The 11,586-nt window shown below is 72.2% G+C and carries 10 protein-coding genes; 2 read left to right on the forward strand and 8 right to left on the reverse strand.

Annotated elements, in window-relative coordinates; all coding sequences use genetic code 11:
* Together ACZYRU_RS24810 and ACZYRU_RS24815 are read right to left on the reverse strand one after the other, a co-directional pair.
* Positions 1-195 (reverse strand): ferredoxin, encoded by a 195-nt coding sequence (locus ACZYRU_RS24810; RefSeq protein ID WP_488959785.1) that lies wholly within the window; start codon positions 193-195, stop codon positions 1-3.
* Positions 192-1,508: an NADH-ubiquinone oxidoreductase-F iron-sulfur binding region domain-containing protein gene (locus ACZYRU_RS24815; protein ID WP_488959786.1), complete on the reverse strand. Its 1,317-nt coding sequence runs from the start codon at positions 1,506-1,508 to the stop codon at positions 192-194. Before ACZYRU_RS24815 ends, ACZYRU_RS24810 begins: the two co-directional genes overlap by 4 nt.
* A gap of 308 nt (positions 1,509-1,816) precedes the next feature.
* Here ACZYRU_RS24815 and ACZYRU_RS24820 point away from each other — a divergent pair, with 308 nt between their 5' ends.
* Together ACZYRU_RS24820 and ACZYRU_RS24825 are read left to right on the forward strand one after the other, a co-directional pair.
* Complete coding sequence (locus tag ACZYRU_RS24820; protein ID WP_488959787.1) at positions 1,817-2,848, forward strand: acetamidase/formamidase family protein; 1,032 nt, start codon at positions 1,817-1,819, stop codon at positions 2,846-2,848.
* The gene (locus ACZYRU_RS24825; protein ID WP_488959788.1) at positions 2,845-3,627 is read left to right on the forward strand and encodes an IclR family transcriptional regulator; all 783 of its coding nucleotides are present in this window, start codon (positions 2,845-2,847) and stop codon (positions 3,625-3,627) included. Before ACZYRU_RS24820 ends, ACZYRU_RS24825 begins: the two co-directional genes overlap by 4 nt.
* A 9-nt stretch (positions 3,628-3,636) precedes the next feature.
* On the opposite strand, the gene ACZYRU_RS24830 is transcribed toward ACZYRU_RS24825, so the two are convergent.
* The 6 genes from ACZYRU_RS24830 to ACZYRU_RS24855 all read right to left on the reverse strand — a co-directional run bounded on the left by ACZYRU_RS24830 (position 3,637) and on the right by ACZYRU_RS24855 (position 11,367).
* A complete protein-coding gene (locus ACZYRU_RS24830; RefSeq protein WP_488959789.1) occupies positions 3,637-5,055 on the reverse strand; it encodes an amidase in 1,419 nt (472 codons plus the stop codon).
* A gap of 16 nt (positions 5,056-5,071) precedes the next feature.
* Positions 5,072-6,214: a M24 family metallopeptidase gene (locus tag ACZYRU_RS24835; RefSeq protein WP_488959790.1), complete on the reverse strand. Its 1,143-nt coding sequence runs from the start codon at positions 6,212-6,214 to the stop codon at positions 5,072-5,074.
* A gap of 20 nt (positions 6,215-6,234) precedes the next feature.
* On the reverse strand, positions 6,235-7,743 hold the full coding sequence (locus ACZYRU_RS24840; protein ID WP_488959791.1) for a sugar ABC transporter ATP-binding protein: 1,509 nt from the start codon (positions 7,741-7,743) through the stop codon (positions 6,235-6,237).
* Positions 7,740-8,873 (reverse strand): sugar ABC transporter substrate-binding protein, encoded by a 1,134-nt coding sequence (locus ACZYRU_RS24845; protein WP_488959792.1) that lies wholly within the window; start codon positions 8,871-8,873, stop codon positions 7,740-7,742. Before ACZYRU_RS24845 ends, ACZYRU_RS24840 begins: the two co-directional genes overlap by 4 nt.
* Before the next feature lie 41 nt (positions 8,874-8,914).
* Positions 8,915-9,949, reverse strand: coding sequence for an ABC transporter permease (locus tag ACZYRU_RS24850; RefSeq protein ID WP_488959793.1), 1,035 nt, complete (start codon positions 9,947-9,949; stop codon positions 8,915-8,917).
* Between the two features lie 755 nt (positions 9,950-10,704).
* A complete protein-coding gene (locus tag ACZYRU_RS24855) occupies positions 10,705-11,367 on the reverse strand; it encodes an aggregation-promoting factor C-terminal-like domain-containing protein (RefSeq protein WP_488959794.1) in 663 nt (220 codons plus the stop codon).
* Positions 11,368-11,586: the final 219 nt, after the last annotated feature.

Consider the following 11,586-nt stretch of genomic DNA (forward strand, 5'->3'; position numbering starts at 1 on the left):
TCAGCTGGTGGCCCGGATCGCCTGCGCGGGGCAGGCGCCGACGGCTCGCTGCACGCGTGGCTCCTGGTCGGCCGGGACCGCGCCGTCGTCGACGAGCACGGGATAGCCCCACTCGTCGAGCTCGAAGACGTCCGGCGCCTCGTCGGCGCACATTCCGTAGGCCTGGCACTTGCTCATGTCGACCTGGGCTCTCATGACTCCTCCTTGCTGTCGGCCGTGTCGGCGGTGATCTCGGCCGGCCACGGCACTGCGAACGACGTGGCCGGGGGCCGCTCGGGGTGCTCGGCACACCGACGGCAGGGACGGTTCAGGTGGCTCACGACCAGCTCGCCCCGACGCTCGAGGAGGCTGGTGACGACGCCGCAGGCGGCGTCGAGGGTGCCGCAGGCGCCGCGCCCCCGCAGGCTGGTCCCCCAGCCGGCGAGCCGCACCAGGTCCTCACGGACGGCGCGGCCGTGCGCGAGCTCGTCGACGACGGAGGCCATCGACGGGATGCCCTTGAAGCACGGTCCGCACTGCTGGGCGTTCTCCCGGTCCAGGTAGTGCAGCACCTCGGCGACCAAGGTGACCGGGCAGGTGTCGTGCAGGACCAGGACGACGCCGCATCCCAGCACGTCGGCGTGCTGGCGCGAGGACAGGTCGTGCACCGAACGCCACAGCGTGCGGGGCTTCACGAACCGGCCGAAGAAGCCGCCGAGGAACACGTCGTACCGCTCACCGGCGGGGTCCAGCCCCTGCCAGGCCAGCACCTCGCGCAGGGTGACGGCGTCGGGAACCTCCACGACGCTGTGCAGCCCACGGTCGCTGTTGAGGGTGAGCAACGTGGTCGGCTGGTACCCGGGGTCGTCCGCCAGGCGGGCGAGGTGCGCGAGGGTCTCGACGTTGCTGACCAGTGTCGGCTGCCCGTCGACCCCGGACTCGAAGGCCCGGGGCGGCTTGTGGGTGGGCTTGGCCGGTCCTCCGGACAGCGCCCGTACGACGGCCGACTCCTCGCCACTGACATAGCCCGGCGGGGCGGCCACGATCCGGGGGACGGGCTGCGTCGAGCCGGCCTCGTCGGCGAGCCGGTCGCGGGCGATCGGGTCGCTGACCCAGGCATAGGTCTGGTCGGTGCCCAGTGCGCCCGCCGTCACGCCGAGGCCACGCAGCGGCAGGTCCGGACGCAGCGTCATCAGGAGTCGGTCCTTGGCGCTGGCCGGCTCGCCCTCCTCGCCGTTGAGCACGACGACGGCGCCGCGCCCGGTGGTCCGCGCCTGTTCGTCGACAGCGCGCAGCTTGATGTCGAAGGGGAATCCCGCGCCGCCGCGCCCACGCAGCCGCGCGGCGGCGGCGATCGCGGCGAGCCGCGGGAGCGGGACGGTGGCCGGCGCAGGTCGCGCCACGCTGCGCCAGCCGCCGCCCAGCAGGCTCGCGTCGGCGTCCAGACCCGGCCAGACTCCGACGTGGAGACGCGCACCTGCCGGCAGCGGGCCGAGGCCGCCCCACCGGTCCAGGGTCGTGCCGTCCATCGCGATCCTCCTTGGCGAGCCGCGGACCGGGTCGGCCCACTGCATGGCAGCGACTCTCGCTTCCGGATGCAACGGCGTTCCACGCAGATGTCCAGAGATTTCGCATGGGGGAAAACCCCGCCGGTCCTTCGCCTCCCCGCATTCCCCGGAGCGGGCACCGGGAGGCGGAGACCCGGCCCGGTCTTTCCGGGCCGGTTTTCCTCTCCGCGGAATGTCGGGCGGGGCGAGGAGTCCGGCCCGGAACGGCGTCCCTATAGTCGCCGCACCCGTCCGGGCGGGCCTCGAGCGAGCAACACCAAGGAGGCGTCATGACCAGGCACCACGAGCTTCGCGCGTCCACCGAGACGGTGCGTCTCGGCGTCGTGGACCGCACCGACGAGCCGGTGCTCACGATCGAGTCCGGCGACACGGTCAGCCTCGACACCTGGAACGCCTGGGGCAACAAGGTGACGCCGAGCATGACGATCGAGGACGTCGGTCGCTTCTTCGGCGAGGCAGGCGGCGCCGGTCCGCACGACCTGACCGGCCCGATCGCCGTGCACGGCGCCCGGCCGGGCGACGTGCTCCGGGTCGACCTCGTCGACCTGCGGCTGCGTCCGCACGTCTTCAACCTCAGCCTGCCGGGGCACCTCGGCATCGGTCTGCTGCCCGAGGACTTCGCCGAGGGCCAGGTGCGGCACTTCCAGCTCACCGGATCGGGCGCCGGCACCCGGGTCGAGATCGTCCCGGGCATCGAGGTCCCGGTCCGGCCGTTCCTCGGCTACCAGGGGGTCGCCCCCCGGGACTCCGGCCCGCACAGCTCGATCCCGCCGGGGCCGCACGGTGGCAACATCGACGTTCCGGACCTCGTCGTGGGCACCAGCCTCTACCTGCCCGTGTGGGCCGACGGTGCGCTCTTCTGCGCCGGTGACGCGCATGCCGCCCAGGGCCTGGGTGAGATCAACCTGACCGCGCTGGAGGCCTCCGTCGAGGAGGCCGTGCTGCGCTTCACCGTCCTGCGCGGCGGGCCGCCGCTGATCAGTCCCCGCGCCGAGACCCCGGCCGAGTACCTCTCCCTCGCCTTCGCCGCCTCCCTGGACCGCGCGGCCCGGGACGCGGCTCGCGACCTGGTCCACGAGCTGGCGCGCCAGCACCCCGGACTCTCACCGGCCGACGCGTACGCCGTGGCGTCGATGGCGCTCGACCTCAAGGTCAGCCAGGCCGTCAATGCCGAGTCGGGAGTCCAGGCCAGCCTGCCCAAGGACATCTTCACGACGCCGCTCCCGTGGTTCGGCGACGGATCGGGCTGGTCGACGATCTCCCGCAGTGCGGAAGATCCGACGGGTATCGTTCCGTCATGACGAACGACATCGTCGAGCCGCCGAGCTCCGGACTCGCGTCGGTCGCCAACGCGCTGCGCCTGCTCTCGATGCTCTCCTCGCAGCCCGAGCTGCGTGTCGTCGACGTCTCCCGGCAGCTCGGCATCGCGCCGTCGACGTCGCACCGGCTGCTGACCTGCCTGAAGGAGGAGGGCTTCGTGCAGCAGGCACGGACCTCCAAGCGCTACAGCGTCGGTCCCGAGCTGCTCCGTCTCGCCCGGCACTTCAGCTCCCAGAACAGCCTGGAGCGGCTGGCCCGGCCCCACCTGGTCTCGCTGTGCCGGCTCGTCGACGAGGCCGTCAACCTGCAGATCCTGGTCGGGCACGAGGTGCTCTGCCTCGACGCCGTCGTCGAGGACCGGCACGACCTGCACGTGAAGCGGATCGCGGGTCGCAGGGTCGCCGCGCACGCCTCAGCCGCCGGCAAGGTCCTGCTCGCGGCGATGCCGCTCACCGCCCGGCAGGCGCTGTACGCCGAGCACGGACTCCCGTCGATCACCTCCCACACCATCGTCGACCCCGACGACTTCGAGGCCGAGATGAACCAGGTCCGCACGGCCGGCTTCGCCACCAACCTCGGCGAACGGGAGGACGGCGTGCACGCCGTCGCGGTGCCCGTGCTCGACCTCAACGACCACCCGATAGCAGCGCTCGCCATCGCGGCACCGGCCGTCCGACTGCCCAAGGCACGGGTGCCCGGCCTCGTGCGCGACCTGCGTCGTACCCGGGCCGCGATCACCGCCGAGTACTTCGCCCGCTGACCGCGCGCGTCACAGCACCGGTCGGCGGCCCAGCCAGGGCGCCGCGGCCTCGAAGGCCGCCGACGCCCGCAGCACCACGTCGTCCTCGAGCCGGCGCCCGCTGATCATCAGCCCGACCGGCAGCCCGTCGTCGGTGAAGCCGGCCGGGATCGACGCCGACGGCTGGCCGGTCAGGTTCATCGGGAGCACGAACGGCGAGGAGTCCTTCGGCGTCGCCGGGGCGTGGTCCTCGGCCGGCCAGGGCAGCACCGCGATCGTCGGGGTGAGCAGCAGGTCGTGGGTCTCCATCAGGTCGGCCATCGCGTTGACCACGCGCTTGCGCATCATCCCCGAGCGGGTCAGCTGGTCGACGGTCCAGGGTGCCTCGAGCATGCCGACGATGTGCGGCGAGATCAGGCCCGGGTTCTCGGCGACCAGGCGGCGCATGCCCTCCATGTCGGTCTCCGCGACGAGCATCGCCCAGAAGTCGTCGTACGGGTCCGGCCAGGGCGCGACCACCTCGTCGACCACGCAGCCCAGGTCGCGCTCGAACACCTCGACCGACCGGCGTACGACAGCCGCGACCCTCGGGTCGACCTCGGCGTACCCGAGGTCCGGCGAGAACGCGACGCGCAGGCCCCGGATGCCGCCCCGGGTCGCACTCAGCCAGTCGAAGTCGGCGGCCGGCAACGAGTGCCGGTCGCGCGGGTGCGGCCCGCTGACCGCGGCCATCATCAGGGCGCTGTCCTGCACCGTCCGGCTCATCGGACCGATGTGCTCGACCGACTCGAAGCTCGACAGGCCCGGGTAGGTGTCGACCCGGCACCCCGGGTAGAGCGGGATCCGGCCCATGGTGGCCTTGAGCCCGTAGATCCCGCAGAAGGACGCCGGCGCGCGGACCGAGCCGGCAGCGTCGCTGCCCAGCGCCAGCGGCGACATGCGTGCTGCGACCGCGGCCGCCGATCCCGCACTCGACCCGCCCGACGTGAGCGCCGTGTTCCACGGGTTGCGGGTGGCACCGAACACCGGGTTGGTGCCGTTGCCGGCGAACCCCAGCTCGGGCGTGTTCGTCTTGCCCACGATCAGCGCCCCTGCCGCCCGCGCCCGCTCGACGACGACGTCGTCCTGGTCCGGGTGGAAGTCGCGGAACGCATGGCTGCCGGCGACCATCGGCAGGTCCTTGACGAAGATCAGGTCCTTGACCGCGAGGGGGACGCCGGCCAGCAGGCCGAGCTCCTCCCCCGCGACCTGGCGGTCCGCGAGCGCCCGGGCATGGGCGCGGAGCTGCTCGTGGTCGAGGATGCAGAACGCGTTGAGCGTGGGGTTGAGCGCCTCGACCGCGGCGATCACCGCCTCGGCCACCTCGACGGGCGACAGCTCGCCGGCACGCACGGCACCCGCGATCTCGGTGGCGGTCAGGTCGTTCAGGTCGGTGGTGGTCGTGGTCATCGGGACTCCTCGCAGGTCACCAGTAGCGGACATCGCTGTTGCTGAGCAGCTCGGCACCCTCTGCGGTAACCAGGAGGTTCTGCTCGAAGTACACCGCCCCGACCCCGGGCCGGGCGGCCATGGTCTCGACCGAGATGGTCATCCCGGCCTCGAACCTGCGCTGCTCGAACGGCAGGACGAAGGGCCACTCGAAGCCCAACCCGATCCCGTGCCCGTGCCCGAAGATCTCGCTCTGGGGCGTCCGCACGCCCGCGTCGAGCAGCACGTCCTCGACGACGTCGTACAGCTCGGCGCCGGTGACGCCGGGCCGGACCGCGGCGATCCCCGCGTCGACGGCGGCGATCGCGGCCTCCAGCAGGTCGGCCTGAGCAGCATCGGCCGAGCCGCCGGTGACCAGGCTGCGGGCGATGTCGAACATGTAGCCGCCGACGTACCCCGCATGGTCGACGTGGAAGAGGTCGCCGGTCTCGAGCGTGCGTCCCTCCCAGCGGGGTACCTGCCCGGCGCAGTAGTAGTCGCTGGACGGGCCCGACGCGAGCAGCGCGTCGATCGGGACGGTGCCCTGCTCGATCCCGAACGCGTACGCCGCCGCGACCGCCTGCGCCTCGGTGCTGCCGGGCTTCAGGGCCGTCGAGGTGAGGGCGTCCATCGCTCCCCTGCCGATCTCCGCTGCCGCACGCAGCAGCGCGATCTCGGCCGGTGACTTGATCACGCGCAGGTCGACGACCGCCTCGTCCAGGGGCACGAACCGGTCCGGCCCGCTCCGCGCGACCAGGTCGCGGTAGGACTGCGCGAGCAGCGCGGCACCACCCACCAGGCCGAACCTGGCGCGTGCGCCGAAGTCGTCGAGCGCCTCCGCGACGGCGGCGGGGATGTCGAAGGCGAACCGGATGTCGGCCACGTCGACCAGGTCGCGGCGCGGGTCGAGGATGTCGACGAACAGGATCGGGTCGCCGTCCAACGGCAGCACCAGGGCGGCCTGGGAGCGGTTGAAGCGCGGGTAGAAGCCGGCCAGGTAGAAGACGTCCGACGCGGAGTCGGAGTGGCCACCCTTGGCCCACACGACCATCCCGTCGAGCCCCTCGTCGCGGCAGCGACGGAGCAGGGCTGCACGCCGGTCGGCACGTTCGGCGGCACTCACCTCGGGCAGTGCGGTCACGGTTCCTCCTCGGGTCGTGGTCAGGACGCTGCGGCGGCGAGGATCCGCCGCCGGGTGTTGTCGGCCCCCCGCAGGGACTGGACCAGGCGTCCGCGGCGCATCACGAGCACCCGGTCGCACAGGCCCTCGAGCTCCTCGTGGTCGCTGGACACCACCAGGACGCCGGCGCCGGCCTCGGCCAGCTCGCGGACCGCACGCAGGATCCGCTGACGGGAACCGACGTCGACGCCCTGGGTCGGTGCGTGCAGCAGCACGACCGACCCGCCGGCGGTCTCGACGCGGCCGAGCAGCACCTTCTGCTGGTTGCCGCCGCTGAGGTTGCGCAGGGGCGCGAGGTCGCTGGCGCACGCGACGTCGTACCGACGCACGATGCCGGCGGACTGCCGCTCCTCGGCGCCCCGGTCGACACCGGTCCAGCGGCGCAACGAGCGCAGGTTGCCGAGGGTGGCGTTCTCCCGGACGCTCGCGTTGGGCACCGCGCTCTGGCCGAGCCGGTCGGCGGCGAGCAGGGTGATCCCGGCGGCACGGGCCCAGCGTGGGTGCGGGCGGGTCGTGGTCCGACCTCCGGCATCGAGCGTGATCCGGGTGGCCGGGCGGGCACCGACGAGCAGGTACGGCACCTCCTCGTGGCCGGCACCCACCAGGCCGGTCAGGCCGACCACCTCGCCCTGACGTACGTCGAAGGAGAGGTCGTCGATGACGCCTCCGCACAGGCCGCGCACGTCGAGCGCCACGGGCCCGGGGGCACTCGTGGCGTCCAGCTCCGCACGCTCGAAGTCGTCGCCGACGACCATCCGGACCAGGTCGTCGACCTCGAGGCCGGCCGTCTCCCGGCTGTCCGCGACGTAGCCGTCGCGGAGCACGGTGACCCGGTCGGTGAGCCGCAGGATCTCCTCCATGTCGTGGGTGACGAAGAGGAAGGCGACGCCCTCGCTGGCGGCCCGTCGTACGGCGTCGAAGAGGCGCTCGGTCTCGCTCATCGTCAACGAGGTGGTCGGCTCGTCGAGCACGATCACCCGTGGGCGCGAGCCGTCGGCCGTGCCGAGCGCCCGGACCATCCCGACGACCGCCCGCTCGCCGGGCCCGAGGTCGGCGACCGTGGTGGCCGGGTCGACGTGGCCCGCGCCGAGGCGGGCGAGCAGCTCGCCCGCCGTCCGGTGCATCCCGGCGCGGTCGATCCACCAGCCCCAGCGGCGCAGCTGGTGCCCGACGAAGATGTTCTCGGCGACGCTCATCGTCGGGCACAGGCCGAGGTCCTGGTGCATGAAGCGCAGGCCGATCCGGTGCCGCTCGCGGGCGGACGCCGACGCTGCCAGCTCCTCGCCGTCCACCCGGACCGCACCGCCGTCGAGGCGGTGCAGCCCGGAGAGGACCTTGATCAGCGTGGACTTCCCCGACCCGTTGATGCCCAGCAGGCCGTGGATCTCGCCGGAGCGCAGGGTGAGGTCGACGTGCCGGAGGACGGTGACCGGGCCGAACGACTTGCTCAGGCCGGCGACGTCGAGAGCCGGCACGCCGACCGTGCTCACTGCAGGCCCCAGAGCGTGCGGAAGCCCGCGATGAAGCTGTCGCCGTACACGTCGCGCTCGTTGGTGACGTCGATGTCCTTCACCGCCGCGGTGTCCAGGTAGAGGTACGGCACGAGCGGGTCGGCGGGCTCCATCCCGAGCATCGCCCGCATCGACTGGTCGACCGACGCCCAGGCCGACCACTCCTCGGAGACGCCGGGGTCAGCGGTGAAGATGTCCCCCTGCTTGACCAGCGCCAGGCCGGCCGAGCCGCCGTTGTGGCTGACGACGTGGACCTTGCCCGTCGCGCCGGCCTGCTGCACGCCCGCGGTGGCGAAGATCGCCATGCCGTCGAAGAGCGTGATGATGTAGTCGAGGTTGGGGTTGGCCCGGATCGCCGTCGCGACCAGCGGTGTGATCTGGGTGCCCCAGTCGGCCAGGGGCACGTTCTTGGTCTCCAGGGTGCAGCCGCTGCACGCGTCGAGCACCTCCGTGATGCCCTTGACCACCGGCGGCTGCGGCGCGAGGCCCTCCGAGTCGACGTACAACACATTGGCCTTGCCGTCGGTGTCGAGCACGGCCTTGCGCGCGATCAGTCGCCCGCCGAGCTCGAGGTCGGTACCGACCGAGGCCCAGAACTCCTCACCCGCCCCCTGCCCGGGGGCGTTGAGGTCGATCGGGTTGTTGAGCACGTTGATGACGGGGATCCCCGCCGCCTTGGCGTCCTTGAGCTTGTCCCGCACGAGGTCGGTCGGCACGCCGAGGATGAGCAGCACGTCGGTCTTGTTGTTGATCGCGACCTGGATCCCCTGCTGCATGCCGGTCACCTGGTCCTCGGCGTTCGACACGGTCACGTCGATGCCGAGCTCCTTGCCGAGGTCCTCGATGTACGACGCGACGTGGGCCAGGATCGGGACGGCGAGGTTGACCGCGACGATGTGGATCGACTTGCCGCGTGCCTGGGAGGCATCGAGCGGAGGGCCCGGCGCCTTGAACGTCAGCGCTGCTGACGCGGCGTCGATCTCGGCCTTGGCGGCCTCGACGGCCTTGGCGTCGCCCTTGCCGGACGCACCTCCGCCCTCCTGTCCGCACGCGGCGAGGAGCAGCGCGAGCACCAGGGCCACGACGGGTACCACCAGCTTGGAGCGCATTCGATTTCCTTTCATCGAGGAGTGGGATCCGCCCGAGGTGCTCACCGTGAGCCGGTCCGCCTGCTGAGCTTGGCCACGGTGACCGCGATGACCAGCACGCCGCCGCTGAACACCTGGGTGACCCAGTCCGGCGAGCCGAGCATCTGCAGTCCCTGGGTCCCGACCGTCAGCAGGTAGACGGCCAGGAAGGTGCCGACGACGCCGAAGCGCCCACGGTGGACCGTGGCCCCGAGGAAGGTCGCCGCGTAGGCGGGCAGCAGGTACGGCCCGCCGTACGACGTCGACGCGGCGCCGGTCTGCGCGACCAGCACCACCCCGGCGAGACCTGCACCGATCGATGCGGTCAGGAACGCGCCGACCCGGATCCGGTCGACGTTGAGGCCGACCAGTCGCGCCGCGGTCTGTGCCTCGCCGACGAAGTAGATGTGGCGTCCCGTCGCGGTCCGCTGCAGGACGAACCAGAGGATCACGAGCAGGACGACGGCGTAGTAGAACGGCAGCCCGATCCCGAGCACCGTGGTCTGGCCGATCCGGGTCACCGACTCCGGCAGCCCGCCGATCGTCGTCGGACCGACGGAGCCGAGCGCGACTCCCGTCACGACCGTGGCCATCCCGAGCGTCGTCACGAGCGAGTCGACTCCGAACACCACCACGAAGAGCGCGTTGACCAGCCCCACGACCGCCGCGAGACCGAGTGCGATCGCGAACGCCAGGAGCACGTTCATCTCGTGCTTCGTGGTCAGCATGGCCACGACCCCCGCACACAGGCCGAGCACGGCGGCCGCGGACAGGTCGAACTCGCCGGCCGCACTCAGCACCGTCAGCCCGAAGGCGAGGATGACCAGCACGGCCTGGGTGGTCAGCAGGGACTGGAAGTTGGCCGTCGTACCGAAGGTCAGCGGCCGCAGCGCCGAGAACAGGACGGTCAGCCCGATCAGCCCCAGCGGTACGGCGAGCGACCCCGACCGCACCGCCCCCGACCACCAGGTCCGGACCGAGGTGCGCGAGCGGGAGTGACCGGGCTCAGACCGCTCCGGTGTGGTGGTACTCGCCAGCGTCGTCGCATCGGAAGCCACTCGATCCTCCTCTTTCCCCGCATCGTGGATGTGGGGAAAGAATCGAGCGAGAAGAATGCGGGAGGGGATGAGCAGGCCGTGAAATTCCTCTAGCCGGAACCGCAGGCCTCAACGAGGACGCATTCGCACCATCCAGCGGAGCGAAGCGACGACGACGCGCTCGCGCTGCCCGAGCTCGGCAGCGGCCAGCGGCGGGAACGCCGTACGAGGAGGCGCAGGGAGCGACGAAGGAGCGACCGGAGCCGACGAGGCCGGCGCTTCCCGCCGTGCCGCCGTGTGGCCGCCGAGCGAACCAGTCCCCTACAGAACTCGACTGCGCGCGCGGCAGCGCGGCGCGAGGCACGAGCAACGCGCTCGCGCCGCCCGAGCTCGGCAGCGGCCAGCGGCGGGAACGCCGTACGAGGAGGCGCAGGGAGCGACGAAGGAGCGACCGGAGCCGACGAGGACGGCGCTTCCCGCGGTGCCGCCGGCTGGCCGCCACGCGAACGAGGACCCTACGAAAGCCAACCGCGAGCGCGGCAGCGCGGCGGAGCGAAGCGACGACGCGCTCGCGCCTCCCCAGCTCGGCAGCGGCCAGCGGCGGGAACGCCGTACGAGGAGGCGCAGGGAGCGACGAAGGAGCGACCGGAGCCGACGAGGACGGCGCTTCCCGCCGTGCCGCCGGCTGGCCGCCACGCGAACGAGGACCCTACGAAAGCCAACCGCGAGCGCGGCAGCGCGGCGGAGCGAAGCGACGACGCGCTCGCGCCATCAGCTCAGTACCAGCCGTGCGACTCCGAGTGGCCCCAGGCGCCGCAGGGGCTGCCGTAGCGGGACTTGATGTAGCCGAGGCCCCAGCGGATCTGGGTCTCCGCGTTGTGCGCCCAGTCGGGGCCGGCGGTGGACATCTTGGAGCCGGGGAGCGCCTGCGGGATGCCGTACGCGCTCGAGCTCGGGTTGTCGGCGTTGACCCGCCAGTTGGACTCACGGGTCCACAGCGAGTCGAGGCAGCCGAACTGGCCCGACGAGAAGCCGAACTCGCCGAGCAGGGCCCGCGCGATGTCACGGGGGTCGGAGTCGGAGAGCTCGCGGCTGTCGGTCATCGCGGCGGTGCGGGAGCCGGCGAGGTCGATCGACTTGGCCGGGACGGCCTCGGGCCGGCGGTCGTCGCGCGAGATGACGGGCTCACGACGCTCGGTGGTGTCGGTCGGCAGCGCGCTGGCACCCACGTTGGTGAAGGCGTCGACGTCAGCGGCACTCGCGGCGGGCGGGGTGGCCTGCTGACCGGCCAGGCCGGCGGCGACGGAGACACCCGTGACGGCGACTGCGACCGACGAGAGGACCACGACATTGCGAGCGGCCTTGCGGGGCGCGTGTGCGATGTGGGCGTGCTTCGGCGCACCGCGGTGCTTGGGCGCCGGCTTCGCGTGATTCGACAAGTGCTCGTATTCAGGCTCGACTGCATGGGGGGCGGCCACCGCCCGATCCGGCTCGACTTCGCTGTCATCACCGCCAGCGGCCAGCGACCACCATGCCTGACGGGGAGGGCTCAGGCAAACCGAACGGCCGTTTTCCCCAGCCCTTCTCAGGAACCCGTCGACCCATCGTTCACACGAGTCACAGGGGCCTCAGGATCGGGACCAGGTCCCGTACGACGC

It is taken from the genome of Nocardioides sp. F233 (assembly GCF_057813895.1).

Coding starts and splice junctions, on each gene's coding strand:
- ACZYRU_RS24810 (WP_488959785.1), bottom strand. CDS start 195: ATGAGAGCCCAGGTCGACATGAGCAAGTGCCAGGCCTACGGAATGTGC.
- ACZYRU_RS24815 (WP_488959786.1), bottom strand. CDS start 1,508: ATGGACGGCACGACCCTGGACCGGTGGGGCGGCCTCGGCCCGCTGCCG.
- ACZYRU_RS24820 (WP_488959787.1), top strand. CDS start 1,817: ATGACCAGGCACCACGAGCTTCGCGCGTCCACCGAGACGGTGCGTCTC.
- ACZYRU_RS24825 (WP_488959788.1), top strand. CDS start 2,845: ATGACGAACGACATCGTCGAGCCGCCGAGCTCCGGACTCGCGTCGGTC.
- ACZYRU_RS24830 (WP_488959789.1), bottom strand. CDS start 5,055: ATGACCACGACCACCACCGACCTGAACGACCTGACCGCCACCGAGATC.
- ACZYRU_RS24845 (WP_488959792.1), bottom strand. CDS start 8,873: ATGCGCTCCAAGCTGGTGGTACCCGTCGTGGCCCTGGTGCTCGCGCTG.